This is a genomic window from Sorangium sp. So ce1335 (assembly GCF_051521615.1).
In the GTDB taxonomy this organism is placed as follows: domain Bacteria; phylum Myxococcota_A; class Polyangia; order Polyangiales; family Polyangiaceae; genus Sorangium.
The window spans coordinates 12,247,149-12,271,119 of sequence record NZ_CP150363.1; the positions used below are offsets into that span (position 1 = coordinate 12,247,149).

Genomic DNA, 23,971 nt, shown 5'->3' on the forward strand with positions numbered 1-23,971 from the left:
TGTCAGCGCCGGCCCGGCCAGCGACCAGGCGCGATCCGCCGGACCGCTGAGCTGCGCGTCCGGCGCTTCGAGCTTCAGGGGACGAAGGCAACGCCGACCATGGAGCCTTCCGCGCAGTAGAAGTCGGGGTCGGCGAGGATGGTTTCGGCGGGCGCCTTGGTCGAGAACTGCGACCAGAACTCCTGGTCGGGGCTCTGCACCTCGTGGGCGACCTGCGCGAACATCTTCAGGAGACGCTCGCACCAGATGCGGTGCCCCTCGGAGAGGGGGGCGGAGAACTCGATCAGCGTGCTGTGCTGACGCGCGTCGCGGAAGCCGGCGGCGGTCATCCAGCGGCGGATGTGGGAGTAGGTCGTGGCGCGATGGATGTTCATCGTGACCGGCGCCGAGCTACCGGCGAGAAACGCGCGGTTGCAGGCATCCATGAGCCGCTGCGCGGTGCCGGTCTCGGAGGGCTCGACGCGGAACAGGGCGGCATCCCAGTCCTTGAAGGCGACGCGCCCGCCGCGGCGCGTGACGCGGCGGGCCTCGGCGAGCATCCGGCGAAACTGGGCGTCGTCGAGGTACTGAGACACGTTGGCGGTCCAGTAGGCGTCGAAGCTGCCGTCGGGGAACGGTAGCTCCACGGCGTTGGCGAACTGGTAGCGGATCGTGCAGCCGTCGATCTCGTCGCCGTGGCGCTTCCGGGCGTGATCGAGGTGGGACTGGGACAGGTCGCAGGCGACGATCTCTCCCCCCGGGCCGAGCTGCTGGGCGAGGAGCGGGAGGAAGAAGCCGGGCCCGCAGCCGACGTCGATGATGCGGGAGCCGCGCTCGAGCTCGCAGAAGGCGAGTTGCTCGCTGTAGCCGCCAGCGCAAGCATCGTAATGAACGCGCAGCCAGTCGACCTCGGTCATGGCCATTCCTGTATCGGCGTCGGATGCCAGCGTGCTGCTGCTCATGGTGCGTCCTCCAGATGGCCCGCTTGGTTGGACTCGCGCCGGGCTCGCCCGACGTATACCACGCCGGGCGATGCCCCCGATCAGCGCAGCTCGACGGCCCGGTGGATCCCCGCTTCACCCCCCACGGCGAGCTCGTGCGTATCGCGCCGAGCGCCCGGCTCGCGGTACGCGTCCAGCAACGCAAGAACAGGGCCGGAGTGCATAAGCATTACAATAATTAACAGTCGTCAGGCTCGTCTGCCGTTCTGTTTCCGCACGGTTACGGGCTGATCACGTGGTCGGCGCCGCGCCCGAATTCGCTTGCAGCTCCAACTGGTCGCGTGCTATGGCTTGCCAAGGGCGGAAACAACTGGGGGTGGTGCTGCCTTTGGTCCTTCCGGGGCCAGCGGGCCCGCGATGTAGCGGATCAAAGGACCGTACCGCCAACGATTCGCCGGAAAACTCCAATGGGGGCCGAGCGTCCCGGAGAGTTCCCGCGCGTTGTGTCTCCGCGTGTCGCAGTTGATGAGATTGAATGGTTTGATGCGTGCTTTGCTGAGCGTGCCGAAGGAATTTTGCAGCATCACCTCGGTCGCTCCGTAGCATCCACAGATGTCGCACGTCGGCCGCGATTCTTTGTGCGCGGCCGCCTCGACACGCTCGCGTTCGCTGATGAACCACGCGAGTGCAGTCCATGGAATCGGAAAATTTGGCTTCAGGCCAAACGTCCGACGGCGTGATAGGGCGCGGCTTCCTCAGCAGCTGGTGCAACGCAGCACGAGCTTGGAAATTTCCTCATGAGCATGGCGAATCTGCTTCATGACGCTGCCAGACTGTATCCAGACAAGGACGCGCTCTTCGACGAGCGGCAACACTACACCTTCGGGGAGCTGGAAAGTTTTAGCACAAACTTTGCGGCATTCTTGATATCCCGCGGGGCGCAAAAGGGCGACAGGATCGCGTTCTGCTCGCCCAAGGGCGCCCCGCTCATCGCCGCCATCCTCGGCTGTCTGAAGGCCGGGGCAATTTACGTGCCCGTCGATTGCAAGCTGCCGACGGAACGGTTGCTGTTCATTCTGAACGACGTCTCTCCTCGGTTCATCGTGTCCAGCCGAGCGCTCTACGACAGGGTCGCGGCGGACCTCACCACGACGAGCAGCCTGATCGACGAGAGCTGTCTCCCGGAGCACCTTCGATTTGCCGCGGAAGGCGCGTCGCTGCCGAGCATCGGGCAGGAGGACGTCGCGTACTGCATCTACACGTCGGGCTCGACCGGCCGGCCGAAGGGGGTGCTGATCCAGCATGGCAGCGTCGATGTGTTCTATCGTGCGCTCGCCGAGATCATGACGATCGACCCCGGATCGAGGTGCATGAACACCTCCGAGCTGTACTTCGACGTCCATGTGATGGACCTGTTCTTCCCGCTTCACCGTGGGGCGACCGTTCACCTGACCTGCGGGCCACACGTCGCGAACAAGCTGCTCCGCAAGATCGAAGAGGCGCGAATCACGCACTTCACGGCGGTCGGCCCGGTCATGACCATGATGACCGAGGGGAGCCTGTTCAACACGGCCGACATGTCGTCGCTCACGCGCGTCATGACGGGCGCCGAGATCATCAACGTCGACACCATGCAGAAGTGGTTGCGGCGAGTTCCGGGGCTCTCGCTGGTCAACGGCTATGGGCCGACCGAGGCGACGGTGATCTGTACCGCCTACATCATCGATCGTGTCGAGCCGGGCCGGACCGCGTTCTACCCGATCGGCAAGCCGATGCGCGACACCGAGGTGCTGTTGCTGGACGAAGATCGCGTCATCTCCGAGCCGGGCGTGAAGGGCGAGCTGCTGATCGGGGGCCCGCAGGTGATGAAGGGCTACTGGAACAACGACCGGCAGACCAGCGACAGGATCACCGTCATCGGGGGGAAGCGGTACTACAGATCCGGCGATATCTGCCAGTGGCGACCGGACGGAGACCTGGACTACGTCGGGCGGAACGACGACGAGATCAAGCTGTCCGGGTTCAGGATCAACCTGAACGAGATCAAGCGGGTGATGGACGCGACGCCGAGCGTGGCGGAAGGTCACCCCGTCGTCACCGTCCACCCAGCGCTGGGGAAGGTCATCGCCGCGTGCTTCACCCGAGCCGGCGGCGAGAACACCGGCGAGGAGATGTTCGCGCACCTGCAGACGGTGTTCAAGCACGAGCTCCCGTACTACATGGTCCCCTCTCTGTACTTCATGTTCGACCGCTTCCCGGCGTTGCCGTCGGGGAAGACGGACAAGAAGGCGATCCTGGCGCGGGTCGATCAGTGCATCCGTGAAGCGGACGGCGGCTCGACGCGCTTCGTCTGCTCCTAGGGAGCGTCGTGTCGATGAACGTGGACCCCCGTGACGCGGAAGGGAGTCGAATGGAATCGCCGGAGAGCTGGTTTCACCGTCGGGCGACGTTTTACGTCGAAGCGCAGATCCTGTTTCACCTGAACCAGGTAGGCGTGTGGGAGCTGTTGAAGAGCGGTGGCCCTCGCACGGCACGGCAGATCGCCGACTCCCTGCACCTGGACGCCGGCGCGGCCGACGCGCTCCTCGACTACATCTTCGAGGTGGACGACCTGCTGGAGCGAGACCAAGAAGGCAAGTACTCCTTGTCCGAGTTCGGCAGGAAGGTCATCGAGCGTTTCTCGGACATGAAGGCCGACACCGGCCGGCAGTCCATCAACATGTTCGACGTGCGGGTCGGCGCGTATGGGCCCGTCTGGCAGAACCTCGGCAGGATGCTGAGCGGAGATGGTCGGTACGGGAGAGACTTTCATCGCGAGGGCCGGTACGCCGAGAACGGCGTGTTCAAGCTCGCCATGCGCTTCTGGGGCAGCTTGATCGAGCACGTCGAGGATCTGGACACCGGCAGCGTCGTCGAGGTCGGGTTGACCACCGGCCTCGTGGAGCGGCTGGCGGAGACGTACCCCGGACATCGCCTGTACGGTCTCGACAAGAGCGAGCAGGTCATCGAGCGGAACGCCGCGGGCGCCTCCGCGAGGGGCCTCACGAACATCCGGTGGATGCGGAGTGACTTCTTCGACGTGGACCGCTGGGCCGACGCCATCGACGTGAAGCGCAGGGGCCTCGTGTTCTCGGTCCACTTCCACGAGCTCATGGCAGGAGGCGAGAGCCAGTTCGTGGAGGCGCTGCGCCGATTGAGATCCCTGCTTCCGAACTGGGTCGTCCTCGCGTTCGAGCAGCCGCGGCTGCCTCACGGCGACAGGGCGAGCGTTCCGGAGACGCTGTGGCTTTACTCGCAGTCGAACATTCTCATCCACCACCTGATCGGCAACGGGAGGATTCTCAGCAGAGAAGCATGGATCGATCTCGGGGCTCAGGCGGGCTGTCGAAAGGTGACGGATCGCGCCTGCGACTACCTGGGATATCGAGCGTTCGCGTTTCACCTGTGACCAGGTATCAGACCGCAGGGGATGATCATGTCGACAAACATCCCGATTGGATTCAACGAGGCCCAACCCATCGCGGCCGAGCAGCTCGTCGTGAGCCAGTCTGTCGATCCGGACAGCCTGCGGTGCCTGCTCGAGTCTCTGGTGAACGAAGATTGCGTCCACAGCTGGAGGAACTTCGGCCCGGAGGGGACCCTGGAGGGGCTGCTGCAGTGGGAGAACGCGCGCCGCCCGACCAAGCTCTTCTTCTTTCACGTGAAGCGCGGCGACAAGATGCGATTGGTCGCGGCGAGCGCGGTCGCGGACAAGTTGAACCGGGACTTCCCTCATTCCGGGTTCTGCGTGCTCGGCCGCTGCTGTATCATGCCGGAGTTCAGGTGCCTCGGCTTCTACCGGCACGTGCTGAGCTACCGGCTTGAATACTGTCGGACGCAGTACGGGAGCGCGCTCAACGCCATCCACATCGGCGCGGTCAACGAGCGGGTCTCGCGGGTCATCACGAACCATGGCCTGCCTGGATGGCCGAGGTTCATCCACCTGGGTGAAGAGGAGCTGGGCGTCGCAGGGGAGGTCAGGAGGGTCGGCGCCTACCTGATGTTCCTCCCCGACTATGTCCGCAGGCTGCAGGAGGCGCTCGCCGGCGCCGACGCGCCGGCGTGCGTGGTCGAGCTGCGACACGTGCTGTCCACGATGGAGTCCACCCCGGTCCACAATCTCGGCATCCTCGTGAAGGAGACGTACGAGGAGGCACGAGGACGCGGGTGGTTCGATCGTCGTGATGCTCGGAGAATCGAGCAGCTGCTGCTGTTCTGCCGTTCGGTCCCGCTGGTCGGCTTCACATGACGGCCGCCTGCCCGGACAAGGAGTGAGGAGACATCACGGTGCGAAGCTATAGCGAAATTGTGCTCGAAGACGACGAGGCCGGCTTCGCGGCCTATCTCGTGGTCGACTCGTCCGACAGAGACGTCTCCTTCGGAGGCACGCGCATCGATCCTTCCGTCACGCGGGGGATGGTGGTCGAGCTGGCCGAGAACATGTCACTGAAGCTCGCCGGGCACGGATCGCCCGTCGGAGGGGCCAAGGCAGGGCTGCGCGCGTCGCCCGACGACCCGCGGCTGAAGCAGTTCCTCGGCCAGTTCGCCGAGGCGTGCCGCGATCTGCTGACGAGCACGACCATCCTCGGCAAGGACATGGGCGCGAAGCAGTGGATGCTCGATGAGATCTACCGGACGCTGGAGATGCCCCAGCTCGGGGTGGCGCGGAGGCACCGTCCCACGAACAGGTGTCCCGAGCGGCTCTTCGAGCTCGACGGTTACATCGCGAACATGACGGGCCAGGGCGTCTTCTGGTCGATCGAGGAGGCGCTGGGAGGCGCGCTGCGCGGCGCCCGGGTGGCGATTCAAGGGTTCGGCGTCGTGGGGGCCGGGGTGGCCTGGCACCTGGAGCGGGCCGGCGCCAGGGTCGTCGGGGTCAGCGACCGCGACAAGGCGATCCTCGGTCCCGACGGCCTCGATCCGAGGGCGCTGCTGGCGGCGAAGGACGACAGCGGTCTGCTCGCCGAGAGCAGGCTCCCGGGCTCCTGCGTCGTCGCCGCGCGGGACGAGCTGCTGGCGCAGCCCGCGGACGTGCTGGTGCTGGCGGCCGGCTCCTACCTCGTCGATGGCGACGCCGCCGCGCGCATCCGGGCGCCCGTGGTCGTGGAGGGGGCCAACATGGCCCTGATGCCCGACGCGATCGGAGCGCTCCATGCGAGGTCCGTCAGGGTCGTGCCGGACGTCGTGGCGAACAGCTCGAGCGCCGCGCTGGTCGGGCACCAGATCGCGTCCGGCAATACCCTGCCTCCGCCGGCGCTCTGGGCGGATATCAAGAACAACATCAAGCGCAACACAGCGGCCGTCGAGAGGCTGTCGAAGCAGCTCGGCATCGACGCGAAGAGCGCCTTCCGGCGCCTCGTGGGCGGGGGCGCGGGGGCGCTCCGGCAGGACGCCGAAGAGACCCATGTGTCGGCCGGGGACCTCCAGGCGCCCCGGGCCTAGGCCGGCAACAGGAGGATGAGCCAGATGGAACTCGTTCGACGCTCCGTACCGGGCAGCAGTGGCGCGATCTTGGATTGCGTCCATACCGCGCTCGACAAGGACAAGCCCAGCATCTTGATCGCCCTCCCGTTCGGGGTTCCGGCCAGCGTCGCCCGCGCCGCGTTTCAGAAGCTCGAGCCCCGGTTCAACGTCGTGACATGGGAGAGTCGATACATCCTGAGCCTGGACCAGGAATTCTCGGGCAGCGAGAAGATGGGGCCGGAGGAGCACGTCGGAGACATGCTCTCGATCCTCAAGGCGCTGGAGATCGGCTCCTGCTACCTCATCGGCTACTGCTCTGGCGCAGGGATCTCGCTGGTCGCGGCGAGGGAGCACCCGGACGTCTTCGTCGAGCTGATCCTCGTGAACGGGGAGTATCAGCTCTTCAAGAGGAAGGGCCACGTGTCGACCGACTATCAGCGCAGCATCGACGCGTTCCTCCCCGTCGTGGCGACCGGCCGCCAGCAAGCGAAGCTCGTGTTCGCGAAGATGGGCGAGATCTCGAAGGTGAGCAAGACAGGGGTTCAATCAGAGCTGGACGAGCAGATCAATCGGCCGTTCAGCAAGGAGGAGTGCCTCTTCCGATATGCGAAGAACTACGTGGCATACAGGAACTTCGACGCTCTGGCCGTCGCCGGAGGGGTGAGGCAGCGCACCTTGGTGATCTCGGGTCGGCGGGACGAGCATTCCAACACGGAGAACTCCGAGGCCATCGGGGGCGCCATCTCCGGAGCGAAGAGGTTCGTCGACGACGGGGGCGACCACTACGAGTTCTGTCGCGCCGGCTCATCGACCCTGGAGGCGATTGGTGCGCACCTCGCGAGGTAGCTCGGGGCGCCCCTCGCGAGGTGCCGTGGTTCACGGTCGAGGGGCTTGTTTGCGTGGGTCTCAATCTTTGAAGCAGCACGGCAAGCGGAGTGATCATGGATAATCGGTACGATGTGATCGTCGTTGGAGGAGGACCTGCTGGGAGCACGACGGCAGCCTATCTGGCCCGGCACGGGCATCGCACGTTGCTCCTCGAGCGGAGCCGATTTCCGAGGCATCGGATCGGTGAATCGCTGCTCCCGAGCCTGATGCCTGTCCTCGAGGACTTCGGCGTCGTCGACGCCTGTCGAAAGGCCGGGTTCGTCGAGAAGACGGGCGCCACGTTCATCTGGGGAAAAACGAGGGAGCCCTGGGACATCTGCTTCGCCGATACCCCATTCCTGCCGTCGAGCATCGCTTTTCACGTCGAACGTTCGGTGTTCGATCAGATCCTGCTCGACAATGCCAGGCGCTGCGGCGCCGAAGTGCACATGAACGCGACCGTCCTCGGCGCGACGATGGACGAGGGCAGGGTCACCGGCGTGAGCTACCGCGACAACGACACAGGCGCGGTCACGTCGGCTCAGGCGAAGTTCGTCGTCGACGCCAGCGGCTCGTCGTCTGTCGTCGGTCGGCGCGTGACGGAGCGCCGCTACGACGATCAGCTCCGGCAGATCGCCCTCTACGGCTACTTCAAGAACGTGCGCGGCGCGGACAATTTCCGGCGCGCCCACATCATCATCGAGAGCTGCCCGAAGGGGTGGTTCTGGTTCATCCCGATGAACAGCGAGCGGCTCGGCGACGTCAGCCTCGGGCTGGTCACCGGCCGGGAGTTCGAGGACGAGGTTCGCGCGAAGGGCGCCCAGGCGTTCTATGACGAGGCGCGCTCCGAGGCGCCGTACATCACCGAGCTCCTGGGGCCTCAGGCGACGCGCATCGACGATATGTACACCGTTCGCGACTGGGCGTACACGTGTGACGAGACGGCAGGGCCTGGGTACTACCTGGCCGGCGACGCCGCGGCGTTCCTCGACCCGCTCCTGTCGACCGGCGTATCCCTGGCCATGCTCGCGGGATACTCGGCGTCGGTGTGCATTCACACCGCGTTGCTCGATCCGAGCATGGAGAAGGCCGCGGCGACGTTCTACTCGAACAACTACCGGCAAATGTACGAGGTCACCCGCGACTTCTTGCACTACTTCTACGCCGGGAACGCCAGCGCCCATCCCAACGAGCTCTTCTGGGAGGCTCGCCGCATGCTCAAGTTCGACGAGAACATCGGCGCGAAGCAGGCGTTCTCGTTCTTCATCAACACGATCCCCGGCAACCCTCACCCGGCGCTCCAGAAGCAGATCCCGCTGTTCCACCAGTTCATGAGGAACCTGGACCACCCCCTGGACGAGATGAAAGCGGTGCCTGACCTCGAGAAGATGGCGAGCGGGACGCTGAAGTCCGCCGGCAGCCTGGACGATCGAGACATCCCGGTCGTGAACGGGAGGCTCGAGTCGACGTGGCGCATCAACCGGAACAGCCACACGCTGGAGCCGATGCACGGCGTCTCGTTCGATCGGGACCGGCCGGTGTTCTCGTCCACGAGCTCGTGGCTGCTGGGCCGGAATGTCGCGCCGCTGGACGAGGACTCCTGCAAGCTGCTCGAGCTCATGGATGGCGAGGCGCCATGGTCGTCGGTCGTCGGCAGGTATGCCGGGGCGATGGGCGTGCCCCTCGAGCAGGGCAGGCAGCGGGCGTCGGAGATCCTGACACGTTTGCTCGCAGAGAATTACGTTCTTGTACGAGATCGAGGGGCGGCCCAGTAGAAGCGACGCCGCTCAGCGGACCCGGCCGGGGGAGGGGCGAGGCCTCGATGCTCGGATGGTTGGGTTGGATTCCAGCAGCGGCGAATGGTCGTCGCCTCTTGTAGGTGAAGCAAGAGTCATCACGATTGGAGCGTGCAATGTCACTCGATTCGGAAGTGGGAGCCCAGAGCTCGGGGCAGGCTGCCGATCAAGCACAGAAGGCCGAAGATCTGGAGCCGAAGTCGCCCAGCGAGAAGTACATGGCGTCGCTTTGGGCGGAGATCATCGGCCTGAAGAAGGTGCTGCTGCCGCACAAATTCCTGGAGGTGGGCGGCAATTCGTTGACGCTCAATGTCATCCTGAACAGGGTCGAAGCGGAGAAGGGCGCGTCGCTCGAGGCTCCGTTGTTCTTCGATGAAGAGAGGTCTTCGCTGCTCGACCTGGCGAAGCATCTGGACGACGTGCTCGCGAAGGAGCCGGAGCAGTCGCAGTAGGGAGCGAAGGCGATCTCTCGCGTCGAGCCGCGGGGGCGAAGTCAGGAACCGAGGAGTGCTGCCATGTCGATAGTCAGTCAAGCCGCGCGGAACGGCGATTCGTCCGCGGCGGAGCAGGATAAAGCCTTCTTCGATGAGAACGGCTACATCGGGCCGTTCACGATCTACCAGCCGGAGGTCGTGAGCGAGATGTGGAAGAAGGTGAGGTTGCAGCTTCTGGACAAGAAGAAGGCGATCTATGGCAACAACAAGATGAATTACGACCGGCACCTGGACGTCAAGATCCTGAGTGACATCGTCAGTCACCCCGACATCGTCCGGAGGGTCCAGAGCATCCTGGGGCCGAACATCCTGTGCTGGCGCACGGAGTGGTTCCCCAAGTATCCCGGGGACGAGGCCACCACGTGGCACCAGGCGGAGAGCTTCGTGGCGTTCGAGGGCGAGTCGAAGCTCGTGCCGACGCAGCCGCACGAGGGCTCGTGGGAGCTGACCGTCTGGTTCGCGTTCACCGACGCGAAGCGGGACACGGCCTGCTTGAAGGTCATCCCCCGGACCCATCGCACCTGGTTCTTCGATGAGCGGAGGAACGTCCCCTACGACCCCAGCATGCCGATGAAGGGGACGGGCGCCGGATTTTACGGTTATGACTTCGAGAAGTTGAAGATCGATCCCCAGTGGAAGCCCGATGAATCGCAGGCTCTCCATTTCGAGATGCAAGCGGGGCAGGTCCTCATGTTCACGTCTCGATGCCTGCACGGATCGGAGCCCAACATCAGCAAGGACCAGACTCGCATGGGCTTCGCAATTCGTTACGTTCCCACCGACGTGAAGGTCTATTCGAGGCACAGTGGGCAGTATGTCCACTTCGGCGAGGTCTTCCCGCTCGACAGGTATGCTGCGATGCTGGTGGCAGGGGAAGATACGTTCGCGCACAACAAGATCACGCGGCCGCTCGCGGGGGACGGTTGATGGCGCGGGGAGGGGCGCGAGCGCTCGTCGAGCGAGGGAGCGCGCGCTCTCCGGCCGAGCAGGGGCGCGCCCCTTCCTCGCGGGCATCGCCGGCGTCCGTGCCGGCGCGGCCATCCGTCGCGGATCCGCCTGGTTGAGCCGACGCCCGGCACAGCAGCGGAAGGTTGTCAGGAATCAGGGGCGAGAGCGCCGAGCCGCCGAGGGCGCGAGGCGGAGGGGGGACGTCCGCCCTGGGGGCTTCGCCGCATGACCCCCCTGGATCATTGGCGCCCTTGGCGCCTGGGCGCTCGCTTTTCGTCCCGATCGCCCGCGGCGGCGCCAGGGCCCAGGGCATGACCTCGACCGGAGACGGCGATCACAGGACCTGCGATTGACATGAACGCACTGGATCTGCTCGCGTCGTGTACCACGTTGGACGATCTGCTCCGCTGGAGGGCGACGGAGCAGCCGGACCTGCTCGCCTACACCTTCCTGCTGGACGGCGAGGCCCAGGAGGCGAGGCTCACGTATGGGCAGCTCGACCGACGGGCGAGGGCCATCGGCGCCACCCTCGCGTCGCGCGGCGCGCGCGGCGCGCGGGTCCTGCTGCTGTATGCCCCCGGGTTCGAGTACGCCGTCGCGGTGCTCGGTTGCCTCTACGCGGGCGCGGTGGCGGTCCCGGCCTATCCGCCCGATCCAGCTCGCCTGAGCCGGACGTTGCCTCGACTCCTGGCGCTGATCGCCGACTCGAAGGCGTCCTTCGCGCTCACGACGAGCGACATCCTGCCGATGGCCGGCGTCCTGGCCGAGCAGTCCGAGGAGATGAAGGCGCTCGTCTGGCTCGCGACGGACGACGTGGACGACGCCTCGGCGGGCGCGTGGCGGGACCCGGGCGCGACCCGTGACACGCTGGCCATCCTGCAATACACGTCAGGATCCACGGCCGCGCCCCGCGGCGTGATGCTGACGCACGGGAACCTGCTGCACAACCTGGCCGCGATTCACCGGTGCTTCGAGCACACGTCCGAGAGCCGCGGCGTGATCTGGCTGCCGCCGTATCACGATATGGGGCTCATCGGCGGGGTACTGCAGCCGCTCTTCGGCGGTTTTCCGGTCGTCCTCATGTCCCCCATCGACTTCCTGAGGCGGCCGTTCCGGTGGTTGCAGGCCATCTCGCGCTACCGGGCGACGACCAGCGGTGGGCCGAACTTCGCTTATGATCTCTGCGTCCGGAAGATCACCCGGGAGGAGATCGCCACGCTCGACCTGAGCAGCTGGGATCTCGCCTTCAACGGGGCCGAGCCGGTCCGCGCCGAGACCCTGGAGCGGTTCGCCGCGACCTTCGAGCCCTGCGGCTTCCGTCGAGCGGCGTTCTACCCCTGTTACGGGCTCGCGGAGGCGACCCTGATCGTCTCCGGTGCGAGCAAGGAGCGCTCGCCGACCGTCCAGGCATTCAACCGGGGGCAGCTTCAGCGGAGCCGGGCCGTGGCCGAGCCGGCCGATCCTCAGCGCGGCGACGGCGAGCGCCTCGTCGGCTGCGGCGCCACCATCCCGGGGCACGAGGTGCTCGTCGTGGACCCTGGCTCGATGACGGCGGCGCCTCCGGGGCATGTCGGAGAGATCTGGGTCTCCGGCGCCAGCGTCGCCCGGGGCTACTGGAACAGGCCGGAGGAGACGGCCGAGACGTTCGGCGCCAGGCTCAAAGACCGGGATGGCACGTTCCTCCGTACCGGCGATCTCGGGTTCTTGCAGGGCGGCGAGCTCTTCGTCACCGGGCGGAGCAAGGACCTCATCATCCTCCGGGGCCGGAACCACTACCCTCAGGACATCGAGCTCACGGTCGAGCGGAGCCACCCGGCGGTGCGGCAAGGCTGCTCTGCTGCCTTCTCGGTCGAGGCCGCGGCCGAGGAGCGCCTCGTCGTGGTCGCAGAGATCAACGTCTCCGGGGCGCCCGATGTGGCCGCGCTCGTGAGCGCCGTTCGCAGCGCCGTCGCCGAGCAGCACGAGCTGCAGGTACACGCGGTGGTGCTCCTCGCGCCTGGGGGCATTCCCAAGACCTCGAGCGGCAAGATCCAGCGGCGTGCGTGCCGGGCCGGCTTCCTGTCCGGCGAGCTGAACGCCCTGACCATCGATACCTTGCCCCTGGAGGTCGACGCCGAGCCGGAGCCCGGCCGAGGGCCGCTGACGCGCGACCTGCTCCGGTCCGCTGCGCCGGAGGATCGCCGGCCCTTGCTCGAGGAGCACCTGTCGAGGCAGGTGGCCCGCGTCCTGGGGATCGCCCCGTCCCGGCTCGACCCGCGGCGGTCGCTGAGCAGCCTCGGGCTCGACTCGATCCAGGTTATCGAGCTCAAGAACGCCGTCGAGGCCGACCTCGGGCTGACCGTGCCCATGTCGAGCTTCCTCGTGGCGCCGGGCGTGGCCGAGATCGCCGCGCAGCTCCTCGTCGAGCTGGAGAGCTCGCCCGATGCGCGGGTGGACTCCATCCAGCCGGTTCCCAGGGAAGGCGGCGCTCCGCTGTCCTTCGCCCAGGAGCGATTCTGGTTTCTCGATCACCTGCAGCCCGGGAGCTGCGCCAGCACCATCTTCGTCGCGGCGCTCCTGGAAGGCCCCCTCGACGCGGCGGCGCTGGCGCAGGGCTTCGACGCCCTGGTGCGCCGCCACGAGAGCCTGCGCACGACCTTCCCGGCCGTGGATGGCACGCCGCTCCAGGTCATCGCTGAAGCGGCGCCTCCCGGTGAGGCGTGCCCTTCACCGTTCGGTGAGATCGTCGATCTCGGCGGGCTGCCGGCCCGGGAGCGGGACGCGGCGTGGAGGCGGCTCGCTCACGCGGAGGCGCGGCAGCCTTTCGATCTCTCCGGGGGACCGCTGCTCCGGGTCCGCCTGCTCAGGCTCGCCCCGCGCGAGCACGTCGTGCTCCTGGCGATCCACCATATCGTCGCCGATGGCTGGTCCATGGGGATCCTCGTGCGCGAGCTCTTCGCGCTCTACGAGTGCTTCTGCGCGAACCGGCGTCCGAGCCTGCTGGACTTACCGATCCAGTACGCCGATTTCGCGGGTTGGCAGCGGCGTCGCGAGGAGGCGCTGGAGGCCGACCTCGTCTACTGGAAACGCCAGCTCGGCGGCAGCCTCCCGATGCTCGATCTCCCCGCGGATCGCCCGCGGCCGCCGCTGCGGACGACCCTGGGCGCGACGCGATCCATGGCGCTCCCCAGGGACCTCTCCGACGCGCTGAGGGAGCTCTGCAGGGCGGAGGGCGTCACGCTGTTCATGCTGCTCTTCGCGGCGTTCAACGCGCTGCTCCACCGTTACACGGGACAGGAAGAGTTCGTGGTGGGCTCGCCCATCGCGGGTCGCAGCCGCGCAGAGACCGAGGGGCTGATCGGCTGTTTCATCAACATGCTGGCGCTGCGCGTCGATCTGTCCGGCGCGCCGACGTTCCTCGATCTCTTGACGCGGGTGCGGGGGGTGACGCTCGGGGCCTACGCGCACCAGGAGCTGCCGTTCGAGAGGCTCGTGGAGGCGCTGAAGCCGGATCGGGATCCGAGCCGCACCCCCATCTTCCAGGTGGTCTTCGTCCTGCAGAACGCGCCGATGCCAGAGCTCTCGTTCGGCGACCTGACGCTCAGGACACTGGAGACCGGGACGGGCGGGGCAGCCTTCGACATGACCATGACGGTCACGGACCGCGCGGAGGGGATGCAGGTCGCGCTGGAGTACAGCGCGGATCTCTTCGACGCCGCGACGATCGGCCGGTTGCTCGATCACTTTCGCACGCTCCTTCAGGGCATCGCCGCAGATCCCGCGCGACGGATCGTCGATTTGCCGCTCCTCACGGCGGAGGAGCGGCAGACGATCTGCGTCGCCTGGAACCAGACGGCCCGGACGATCGAGCAGGACGCCTGCGTACATCACCTGATCGAGGCCGCGGCGCGCCGGAGGCCCCACGCCGGAGCGGTGGTGTGCGGAGACCAGCGGCTCGACCATGAGCAGCTCGATCGGAGGAGCAATCAGCTCGCGAACCATCTGAGGAGGCGCGGCGTCGGTCCGGGCGCGCTCGTCGGGATCTGCCTCGAGCGATCGCTCGACATGGTGGTGGGCCTCCTCGGGATCCTCAAGGCGGGGGGCGCCTACGTGCCGCTCGACCCGGCGTACCCGCGCGAGCGGCTGTCCTTCATCATGTCGGACGCGCAGCTGGCCGTGCTCGTGACCGAGGGGAGGCTCGCCCAGGCGCTGCCCGATGGGGGCGTCGCGCGGGTGTGGCTCGACGCGGATCGGGCCGAGATCGACCGGGAGAGCACGACCCCGCCGGCCGTGGACGTGCGCAGCGGATCCCTCGCTTATGTGATCTACACCTCGGGCTCCACGGGCACGCCCAAGGGGGTCGAGATCACCCATCATTCCGTGGTCAACCTGCTCACGTCGATGCGGGAGCGCCCCGGGCTCGGAGAGCGCGATCGCCTGCTCGCCGTCACGAGCCTGTCCTTCGACATCGCAGCGCTGGACATCTTCCTCCCGCTCTCCACGGGCGCGCTGCTCGAGGTGGCGAGCCGGGAGCTCTCGGTGGACGGCGCGGCGCTCTCCGAGCACCTCTCCCGCGCGGGCATCACCGTGCTGCAGGCCACCCCCGCGACATTTCGCCTCCTCCTCGAGGCCGGGTGGGAAGGGTCGAAGGAGCTCAAGATCCTCGTGGGCGGAGAGGCCTTGCCCCGAGAGCTCGCCGACGCGCTCGTCGACCGCGCGGCGTCGGTCTGGAACCTGTATGGACCGACGGAGACGACGATCTACTCCTGCGGGCACCCGATCGCGAAGGGCCCAGGCCCGGTGCCGATCGGCCGGCCCATCGCGAACACCCGCGTGTACGTGCTGTCGGACCGCCTCCACCCGCTCCCGGTGGGGATCCCCGGCGAGCTCTACATCGGCGGCGCGGGGCTCGCTCGCGGCTATCATCGCAGGCCCGATCTGACCGCGGAGCGGTTCGTCGACGATCCCTTCGCGGCCGAGCCGGGCGGTCGCATGTACCGGACCGGAGATCTGGTGAAATGGCTGCCAGACGGCACGCTGGAGTTTCTCGGCCGGCTGGATCACCAGGTCAAGATCCGCGGCTTCCGGATCGAGCTCGGCGAGATCGAATCGGTGCTCGGCGCTCACCCTGCCGTCGGGCAGGCGGTCGTTGTCGCCCGCGAGGATCGGCGCGGCGATCGCCGCCTCGTCGCCTATCTGACCGCGCGCGGCAGCGGCGCTCCGACGCCGGGGGAGCTGCGGGCTCACCTGAAGGAGAAGCTGCCGGAGTACATGATCCCCTCGGCGTTCGTTGCGCTGGAGGCGATGCCGCTGACGCCCAACGGCAAGGTCGACAGGCGCGCGCTGCCGGCTCCGGAGCCGCTGGCGGTGGATGCCGGCGGAGATCTCGCGGCGCCGCGCACCCCGGTCGAAGAGGTGCTCGCAGGCATCTGGGCTCACGTCCTGGGGCTGGAGCGGGTGGGCGCGCACGACGACTTCTTCCAGCTCGGGGGACACTCCCTCCTCGCGGCCCAGGTCCTCGCGCGGCTGCGCTCGGCCTTCAGGATCGATCTCCCCTTGCGCGCGCTCTTCGAGGCGCCGACCCTCGCCGGGCTGGCAGAGCGCGTGGAGGCCGCCCAGCGCGCCAGCGCCGGGATCCACAGGCCGCCGCTGCGATCGGTCCGGCGCGAGGGCGCGCTGCCGCTGTCCTTCGCGCAGCAGCGGCTCTGGTTCCTCGCCCAGCTCGAGCCGGACAGCGCGTTCTACAACATCCCCGGCGCCGCGCGCATTCAGGGCCCGCTCGACAGGGCGGCGCTCGAGGAGAGCATTCAAGAGGTCGCCCGCAGGCACGAGGCGCTCCGGACCACGGTCGCTCTCGTGGACGGGACGCCGCGCCAGGTGATTGCACCCGACGCGCGTCTGCCGTTCGAGATCATCGACCTCCGGGCGCTCGTCGGGTCGGCGCAGGAGGCGGAGGTGCGCCGTCGAGCCGCCGACGAGGCCAGGCAGCCGTTCGACCTGGCGCGCGGTCCCCTGGCGCGCGCGAAGCTGCTCCAGCTGGGTGACGCGGAGCACGTGCTGCTGCTGACGATGCACCACATCATCTCGGATGGGTGGTCGGTGGGGGTGCTGCTCAAGGAGCTCGCGGCGCTGTATCCGGCGTTCCGGCGGGGCGAGCCGTCGCCTCTCTCGGCGCTGCCGATACAGTACGGCGACTTCGCGGTGTGGCAGCGCCGGTGGCTGGAGGGCGAGGCGCGCGAGGAGCAGCTCGCGTACTGGAAAGGGCGGCTGGCCGGCGCTCCGCCGTACCTGGACCTGCCGACCGACAGGCCGCGGCCCGCAGTGCAGCGCTTCCGGGGAGCGACGCTGTCGTTCCAGGTGTCGGGGGAGCTGACCGCGGCGCTAGCGCGGTTGAGCCGGCGCGCGAGCGTGACGCCGTTCATGACGCTGCTGGCGGGCTTCCAGGTGCTGCTGGGGCGGTATGCGGGCGTCGAGGAGGTGTGCGTGGGCACGCCGGTGGCGGGCCGCAACCGGATGGAGCTGGAAGGGTTGATAGGGATGTTCGTCAACACCCTGGTGCTAAGGACGAACCTGTCGGGAGCTCCGAGCTTCGAGGAGCTGCTCTCGCGGGTGCGGGAGGTGGCGCTGGGCGCGTTCGAGCACCAGGATGTGCCGTTTGATCAGGTGGTGGATGTGCTGCAGCCGCCGCGGGATCTGAGCCGCTCACCGCTGTTCCAGGTGGCGTTCGCGCTGCAAAACGCGCCGCTGCCCCCGCTGGTGCTGGAAGACCTGATGCTGAGCCCGCTGATCGCCGACAGCGCGACATCGAAGGTCGACCTGTCGCTGATGCTGGCGGAGGCCGGGGAGGGAATGCAAGGGTGGCTGGAGTACAACACCGACCTGTTCGATGAAGTGACCATCGAGCGCATGGCGAAGCGCTACGTGACGCTGCTGGAGAGCGCAGCGCGGGATCCCGGGCAGCGGGTGAGCGAGCTGCAGATGCTGCCGGAGTTCGAGCGAGAGGAGCTGTTGCGGTGGTCGAGCGCCGCCGCAGCGCCGTCGACACGGGGAGCCCCGGCGTCGGCGGCCGCCGGGGCGAGCGAGCCGCAGGAGTACGTCGCGCCGCGTACGCCGATCGAGGAGACGCTCGCTGAGTTCTGGCGAGAGGTGCTGGGGGTCGAGCGCGTCGGCGCCCACGATGACTTCTTCGATCTCGGCGGGAACTCGCTCTCGTCGACGCTGGTGCTCGTCAGGATTCAAGAGACCTGGGGCGTCGAGGTGCCGGCTCGCCGCATCTTCCAGACGCCTACCCTCGCCGCCTTCGCGGCCGCCATCGAGTCCGAGCAGGCCGCCGTGGGCAGAGCGGACGACGGGGCGACGCCTCGGCGCCCGGCCTATCCACCGCTCGTGCCGGTTGCGCGCAGCGGCGATTCGCCGGTCTCGTTCGGTCAGCAGCGGCTCTGGTTCCTCAATCAGCTCGAGCCGGACAGCTCGTTTTACAACATCCCTGCGGCCGTGCGCATCCGGGGTCCGCTGGACACCGAGGCGCTGGAGCGGAGCCTGCGGGAGATCGTCGCCCGACACGAGGTGCTGAGGACGACGATCATCGCGGTGCACGGGCAGCCGCGGCAGGTGATCGCGCCCGAGTCGGCCCTGGCGCTGCCGGTGGTGGAGCTCGGGGCGGTGGGCGAGACCGAGAGAGAGCAGCTGGTGCAGCGGCGCGCCGCCGAGGAAGCGCAGCGGCCGTTCAACCTGGCCAGGGGCCCGCTGCTCCGTGCGGAGCTGTTGCGCCTCGAGGAGCAAGAGCACGTGCTGTTGCTGACGATGCACCACATCATCTCGGATGGGTGGTCTGTGGGGGTGCTGCTCAAGGAGCTCGCGGCGCTGTATCCGGCGTTCCGGCGCGGTGAGCCGTCGCCTCTCTCGGCGCTGCCGATACAGTACGGCGACTTCGCGGTGTGGCAGCGCCGGTGGCTGGAGGGCGAGGCGCGCGAGGAGCAGCTCGCGTACTGGAAGCGGCACCTGTCCGGCGCTCCGCCGTACCTGGAGCTGCCGACCGACCGGCCGCGGCCCGCAATGCAGCGCTTCCGGGGAGCGACGCTGTCGTTCCAGGTGTCGGGGGAGCTGACCGCGGCGCTAGCGCGGTTGAGCCGGCGCGCGAGCGTGACGCCGTTCATGACGCTGCTGGCGGGCTTCCAGGTGCTGCTGGGGCGGTATGCGGGCGTCGAGGAGGTGTGCGTGGGCACGCCGGTGGCGGGCCGCAACCGGATGGAGCTGGAAGGGTTGATAGGGATGTTCGTCAACACCCTGGTGCTAAGGACCGACCTGTCGGGAGCTCCGAGCTTCGAGGAGCTGCTCTCGCGGGTGCGGGAGGTGGCGCTGGGCGCGTTCGAGCACCAGGATGTGCCGTTCGATCAGGTGGTGGACGTGCTTCAGCCGCCGCGGGATCTGAGCCGCTCACCGCTGTTCCAGGTGGCGTTCGCGCTGCAAAACGCGCCGCTGCCCCCGCTGGTGCTGGAGGAGCTGACGCTGAGCCCGCTGATCGCCGACAGCGCGACATCGAAGGTCGACCTGTCGCTGATGCTGGCGGAGGCCGGGGAGGGGATGCAAGGGTGGTTGGAGTACAACACCGACCTGTTTGATGGCGAGACCGTCGAGCGGATGGCGAAGCGGTACCTGACGCTGCTGGAGAGCGCAGCGCGGGATCCCGGGCAGCGGGTGAGCGAGCTGCAGATGCTGCCGGAGTTCGAGCGAGAGGAGCTGTTGCGGTGGTCGAGCGCCGCCGCAGCGCCGTCGACACGGGGAGCCCCGGCGTCGGCGGCCGCCGGGGCGAGCGAGCCGCAGGAGTACGTCGCGCCGCGTACGCCGATCGAGGAGACGCTCGCGCAGTTCTGGCGAGAGGTGCTGGGGGTCGAGCGCGTCGGCGCTCACGACAATTTCTTCGAACTCGGAGGAAACTCGCTCTCGTCGACGCTGGTGCTCGTCAGGATTCAGGAGACCTGGGGCGTCGAGGTGCCGGCTCACCGGATCTTCCAGGCGCCGACCCTCGCCGCCCTCGCGGCCGCCATCGAGTCCGAGCAGGCCGCCGTGGGCGGAGCGGACGACGGGGCGGCACCTCCGCGCCCGGCACACGCTGCTCTCGTGTGCATGCAGGCCGGCAGGGACGACGTCAGGCCCTGGTTCTTCGTCCATGGGGCAGGCGGCAGCGTCCTCGATTATGCGGAGCTGGTCCGCCACCTCGATCCGGCGCGGCCGTTCTACGGGATCCACGCGCCGTGGCTGGATGGCGACGAGGCGCTCCCGGCCTCCGTGGAGGCGATGGCGCGCAGCTACCTCTCCGAGCTACGGAAAACACAGCCCAGCGGGCCCTACCTCCTCGGAGGATGGTCCTTCGGCGGCGTCGTGGCCTTCGAGATGGCGCAGCAGCTCAGGGCGGCCGGCGAATCCGTGGCGATGCTGGCGCTGGTCGACAGCTATGCGCCCACGCCAGAGCTGGCGCCTGCGCCGGACGAGCTGACCTCGCTGGCTGCATTCTGCTCCATGCTGGGCCTACAAGGGCAATTCCTGAAATGGGACATCGATCACCTGAGAGCCATCAGCCCACGAGACAGGCTGACCTACGTGCTCGAGCAGGCCCGAGGGGACGGTGACCCGATGGTCGACCTCGATCAGGCGGAGCGCTGGTACCGAGCCTTTCGCCGCGACCTCGATGCGCTCCTGCGCTACACGCCCAGCCCCTATCCGGGCGCCGCGGCGCTATTCCGCGCAGAGACGACGTGGGGCAGTGATACGTCAGCCGCGGACCGGGGGTGGAGCGCGTGCATCTCGGCAGGCCTGGCCACGTACTCGATCCCAGGCGATCACCGCTCGATGCTTCGGCCCCCCCACGTCGCCGTGCTCGCCGAGGCGCTCACCCGTCACATGAACGACGCCGAACGCTACGCGTGTGCCACCCGGAGCGTCCATCGCGACGGACGCGCGGTGGGCTCCGCGAGACCCATCTAGGTAGACTCGCCATGATGAGCGCACCCTCTTCAGCCGGGAACATCCTCTCCATGATCGGCGATACGCCGCTGGTCAAGGTCGACCAGCTCGACACGGGTCCTTGTGAGCTCTTCCTGAAGCTCGAGAACCAGAACCCCGGCGGCAGCATCAAGGACCGCATCGGGCTCGCCATGATCGCGGCGGCCGAGCGGGCAGGGCTGCTCGGCGGCGAGCGGCGCCATCTCGTGGAGGCCACGGCGGGGAACACCGGGCTCGCGCTCGCCCTCATCGCGGCGCAGAAGGGTTATCGCCTGACGCTGGTGATCCCCGACAAGATGAGCCAGGAGAAGATCTTCCATGTCAAGGCGCTCGGCGCGAACGTGGTGATGACCCGCACCGACGTTTGCAAGGGCCACCCTGACTACTACCAGGATCTGGCCGAGCGCCTCGCGCGGGAGGAGAACGCGTTCTACGTGAACCAGTTCGAGAACCCCGCGAACCCGCTCGCGCACGAGACCTCGACCGGGCCCGAGATCGCCGCGCAGCTCGGGGGAAAGCTCGACGCGATGGTGTGCGGCGTCGGCTCCGGCGGGACGATGACGGGCCTGTCCCGGTACTTCGCCAGGGCGATCCCGGAGTGCGAGATGGTGCTCGCCGATCCCGAGGGGTCGGTGCTCGCGGGGTACGTGGAGACTGGCACCCTCGGCAAGGCGGGCTCATGGCTCGTCGAGGGCATCGGCGAGGATTTCTTGCCGAAGATCCTCGATCTCTCGCGGGTGAAGCGCGCCTACACCATCCCCGACCGGGAGAGCTTCGAGACGGCGCGCGAGCTCCTCTCCAGGTCGGGGATCCTCGGGGGCTCGTCGTCCGGCACGCTCGTCGCCGCGGCCCTGCGCTACTGTCGCGAGCAGGCTTCTCCGAAGCGCGTCTGCACCATCGTCTGCGACAGCGGCAACAAGTACCTGTCGAAGATGTACAACGATTTCTGGATGACCGATCACGGCTTCATCGACCGGCAGCCGACGAGGGATCTGCGCGACGTGATCACGAGGCGTTACGCCGACAGGGAGGTCGTCACGGTGCAGCCGGGCGACGCGCTCCTCGTCGCGTACGCGCGGATGAAGCTCTATGACGTATCGCAGCTCCCGGTGCTCGCGGGCGGCCGGATCGTGGGCATCGTGGACGAGTCGGATCTCCTGCTCGCCGCGGTCGACGATGAGGCGCGCTTCCGCGAGCCGGTGGAGAAGGTGATGACGACCCGGCTGCGCACGGTCGACGTGCGCACGCCGATCCCGGAGCTCCTGCCGATGTTCGACGCGGGGCTCGTGCCCATCGTGGTCGACGGCGACGAGTTCGTCGGGCTGATCACGCCGATCGATCTGCTGAACTACCTGCGGCGCCGGATGCGATGACGCCCGGCGGGCGAGGCGCGCCTCGCCTGGTGTGTGCTCTTCAAGCGCCCTTCACCCGGCGGGCGAGGCGCGCCGACGCGCGCCTCGCCCGTCGATGACCCGATGCCTGGAACCTGTACCCATCGAGGAGGGGGTCGTGCTAACGGCCACGGGCGGGCAGGGGCACGAACGCCCGCGGCGCCAGATCCCCGCGGAAAGGGAAACAGAGGATGTTCACCAAGCTCGGACTCCGGGATTTCAAGTCCTGGCGCGGCGCACACGCGTTCGACCTCAGGCCGCTCACCCTGGTCCTCGGCGTCAACTCGGCCGGCAAGACGAGCCTGCTCCAGCCGCTGTTGCTCCTGAAGCAGACCATCGAGTCGCCCGACCGGCTCCTGGCGCTCAACCTGGGCGGACAGCCCGGTGAGATGCTGGACCTCGGCAGGCTCTCCGACGTCGTCTCCGGGGGCGACGTCCGCGCAGGGCTCGGCTTCCGCCTGACGTTCGGCCCCGTGAGCATCGGAAAGGGGGCCGCGCCGCGCACGCTCGGCTCCGTGGACTACGAGGTGGAGTATGGCGCCGCCGAGGACGAGAATCCCTACGTGGAGCGGATCTCGTACGCCACCGCCGAGGGCGCCTACGCCGTCGCACGCCAGCGAGACGGCGCCTACGCGCTCTCGGCGCCGGGCGGCCCCTTGCCCGACGACCGGCGAGCCCGGCGGACCTACGAGCCCGAGCGCTCCGTCGGCTTCTCGGCCGATGCGGTCGCCGCCCTCGGCGCGGCGGGCGCGGACGCGCAGGATCTCGCGCTCGCGCTGACGCGCGAGCTCCAGCGGCTCGCCTACCTCGGGCCCCACCGGAGCGTGCCCACGCGCCACTACGCCTGGACGGGGCGCTCCATCGGACAGCTCGGAGCGAGCGGTGAGCACGCGATCCCGGCGCTGATCGCGAGCCTCGTCGGCCGCCACGCCGACGAGTCCGAGCGGGGCCGCCTCGTCGAGCAGGTCTCCGCGGGGCTCGCGCGGCTCGGGGTCGCGGACAGGATGGAGATCGAGCGCCAGGCGACGACGTTCTTTCAGGTCATGATCACCTTCCAGGGCCACCGGACGAACCTCCTCGACGTCGGCTTCGGGGTCTCCCAGGTCCTGCCCGTCGTCACCGCGGCGTACTTCGCGCCCGTGGGCTCGACGGTGATCATGTCGGAGCCCGAGCTCCACCTGCACCCGCTGGCGCAATCGGCGCTCGGCGACCTGCTCGTCGAGGCCGTGCGGGAGCGCAGGGTGCAGCTCCTCGTGGAGACGCACTCGGAGCACCTCTTCCGGCGGATCCAGACGCTGATGGCCGAGGAGCGCATCACGCCGGACGAGTGCGCGATGTACTTCGCCCGCTGCAGTGGAGGGGATTCGGTGCTGGAGCCGCTCCAGGTGAACGAGTACGGGAGGGTCGCGAACTGGCCCGACAGGTTCTTCGGTGACACGGTGGGCGAGGTCGAGCGGCAGATGGAGCGGATGCTCGACCGCATGGAGAAGGACGAGCAACGTGGCTGATCATGTCGTCGACACCAACGTGCTCATCGTCGCGAGCGCCGCCGATCCTGCCTCGCCGTTCAAGGACACGCACGTCCCGGCGAGCGAGCGGAGGGTCGTCTTCGCGTGGCTCAAGGATTTTCGAGCGGATGACGGGCGCCGTCTGATCATGGACAGGGCCCGCGGCATCCTGCGCGAGTACAGAAAGAAGCTGACGGCCCAGGACTACGGCATCGTCGTGGCGATGGAGAAGCTCCGGACGGCGGCGTTCGTCTCCGTGAAGTACGACGGGGAGTACGCCGTCGTGCCCGAGGGGCTCGCTCGCTTCGACAACTCCGACAAGAAGCTCGTGGCGGCGCACCTCGCGCACCGGGCGGAAGGCGGCCAGAGCACCATCGTCAACGCGTGCGACACCGACTGGCACGAGCACGCAGAGGCGCTCTCCGCAGAAGGGGTCATCGTGGAGCAGCTCCTCCCGGCGTGGTGTCAGCGGGAGTTCTGGCGAAAGCACCCCGAGGAGGTGCCCCCCGGGGCAGTCGATCGAGAGCAGCACCGGGCCGGCCCCCCCGACCAGCCGTGAACGTC

13 protein-coding genes are annotated in these 23,971 nt (G+C 68.0%); 12 read left to right on the forward strand and 1 reads right to left on the reverse strand.

What is annotated here, in order from left to right; translation table 11 throughout:
- Positions 1–74: 74 nt before the first annotated feature.
- Positions 75–941: a class I SAM-dependent methyltransferase gene (locus WMF24_RS45710; RefSeq protein WP_437733777.1), complete on the reverse strand. Its 867-nt coding sequence runs from the start codon at positions 939–941 to the stop codon at positions 75–77.
- A gap of 776 nt (positions 942–1,717) precedes the next feature.
- On the opposite strand from WMF24_RS45710, the gene WMF24_RS45715 reads away from it, so the two are divergent.
- The 12 genes from WMF24_RS45715 to WMF24_RS45770 all read left to right on the forward strand — a co-directional run bounded on the left by WMF24_RS45715 (position 1,718) and on the right by WMF24_RS45770 (position 23,966).
- Entirely contained in the window at positions 1,718–3,280 is a 1,563-nt protein-coding gene (locus WMF24_RS45715; RefSeq protein ID WP_437733778.1) for an amino acid adenylation domain-containing protein, read from the forward strand.
- A 50-nt stretch (positions 3,281–3,330) separates the two neighbouring features.
- Positions 3,331–4,368 carry a hypothetical protein gene (locus tag WMF24_RS45720; RefSeq protein ID WP_437733779.1) on the forward strand — a complete coding sequence of 346 codons (1,038 nt, stop codon included), beginning with the start codon at positions 3,331–3,333 and terminating at the stop codon, positions 4,366–4,368.
- A 27-nt stretch (positions 4,369–4,395) separates the two neighbouring features.
- Positions 4,396–5,208: a hypothetical protein gene (locus WMF24_RS45725; protein WP_437733780.1), complete on the forward strand. Its 813-nt coding sequence runs from the start codon at positions 4,396–4,398 to the stop codon at positions 5,206–5,208.
- A 38-nt stretch (positions 5,209–5,246) separates the two neighbouring features.
- Positions 5,247–6,401, forward strand: coding sequence for a Glu/Leu/Phe/Val dehydrogenase dimerization domain-containing protein (locus WMF24_RS45730; RefSeq protein WP_437733781.1), 1,155 nt, complete (start codon positions 5,247–5,249; stop codon positions 6,399–6,401).
- Positions 6,402–6,425: 24 nt separating this feature from the next.
- A complete protein-coding gene (locus tag WMF24_RS45735) occupies positions 6,426–7,268 on the forward strand; it encodes an alpha/beta fold hydrolase (RefSeq protein WP_437733782.1) in 843 nt (280 codons plus the stop codon).
- Between the two features lie 95 nt (positions 7,269–7,363).
- The gene (locus WMF24_RS45740) at positions 7,364–9,064 is read left to right on the forward strand and encodes an NAD(P)/FAD-dependent oxidoreductase (protein WP_437733783.1); all 1,701 of its coding nucleotides are present in this window, start codon (positions 7,364–7,366) and stop codon (positions 9,062–9,064) included.
- Between the two features lie 137 nt (positions 9,065–9,201).
- On the forward strand, positions 9,202–9,537 hold the full coding sequence (locus WMF24_RS45745) for a phosphopantetheine-binding protein (protein WP_437733784.1): 336 nt from the start codon (positions 9,202–9,204) through the stop codon (positions 9,535–9,537).
- A 63-nt stretch (positions 9,538–9,600) separates the two neighbouring features.
- On the forward strand, positions 9,601–10,506 hold the full coding sequence (locus WMF24_RS45750) for a chlorinating enzyme (protein ID WP_437733785.1): 906 nt from the start codon (positions 9,601–9,603) through the stop codon (positions 10,504–10,506).
- 375 nt (positions 10,507–10,881) lie between these two features.
- Positions 10,882–20,490, forward strand: coding sequence for an amino acid adenylation domain-containing protein (locus WMF24_RS45755; RefSeq protein WP_437733786.1), 9,609 nt, complete (start codon positions 10,882–10,884; stop codon positions 20,488–20,490).
- Between the two features lie 14 nt (positions 20,491–20,504).
- Complete coding sequence (locus WMF24_RS45760; RefSeq protein WP_437738936.1) at positions 20,505–21,881, forward strand: pyridoxal-phosphate dependent enzyme; 1,377 nt, start codon at positions 20,505–20,507, stop codon at positions 21,879–21,881.
- Between the two features lie 209 nt (positions 21,882–22,090).
- Positions 22,091–23,407, forward strand: coding sequence for a DUF3696 domain-containing protein (locus tag WMF24_RS45765; protein WP_437733787.1), 1,317 nt, complete (start codon positions 22,091–22,093; stop codon positions 23,405–23,407).
- Positions 23,400–23,966, forward strand: coding sequence for a hypothetical protein (locus tag WMF24_RS45770; protein ID WP_437733788.1), 567 nt, complete (start codon positions 23,400–23,402; stop codon positions 23,964–23,966). Before WMF24_RS45765 ends, WMF24_RS45770 begins: the two co-directional genes overlap by 8 nt.
- The last annotated feature ends 5 nt before the right edge of the window (positions 23,967–23,971 follow it).

Bases quoted from the DNA above. Each gene is read 5' to 3' on its own strand.
- WMF24_RS45710 (WP_437733777.1), bottom strand. From the start codon at position 941: ATGAGCAGCAGCACGCTGGCATCCGACGCCGATACAGGAATGGCCATG.
- WMF24_RS45750 (WP_437733785.1), top strand. From the start codon at position 9,601: ATGTCGATAGTCAGTCAAGCCGCGCGGAACGGCGATTCGTCCGCGGCG.
- WMF24_RS45740 (WP_437733783.1), top strand. From the start codon at position 7,364: ATGGATAATCGGTACGATGTGATCGTCGTTGGAGGAGGACCTGCTGGG.
- WMF24_RS45760 (WP_437738936.1), top strand. From the start codon at position 20,505: ATGAGCGCACCCTCTTCAGCCGGGAACATCCTCTCCATGATCGGCGAT.
- WMF24_RS45755 (WP_437733786.1), top strand. From the start codon at position 10,882: ATGAACGCACTGGATCTGCTCGCGTCGTGTACCACGTTGGACGATCTG.
- WMF24_RS45720 (WP_437733779.1), top strand. From the start codon at position 3,331: ATGGAATCGCCGGAGAGCTGGTTTCACCGTCGGGCGACGTTTTACGTC.
- WMF24_RS45715 (WP_437733778.1), top strand. From the start codon at position 1,718: ATGAGCATGGCGAATCTGCTTCATGACGCTGCCAGACTGTATCCAGAC.
- WMF24_RS45745 (WP_437733784.1), top strand. From the start codon at position 9,202: ATGTCACTCGATTCGGAAGTGGGAGCCCAGAGCTCGGGGCAGGCTGCC.
- WMF24_RS45735 (WP_437733782.1), top strand. From the start codon at position 6,426: ATGGAACTCGTTCGACGCTCCGTACCGGGCAGCAGTGGCGCGATCTTG.
- WMF24_RS45765 (WP_437733787.1), top strand. From the start codon at position 22,091: ATGTTCACCAAGCTCGGACTCCGGGATTTCAAGTCCTGGCGCGGCGCA.
- WMF24_RS45725 (WP_437733780.1), top strand. From the start codon at position 4,396: ATGTCGACAAACATCCCGATTGGATTCAACGAGGCCCAACCCATCGCG.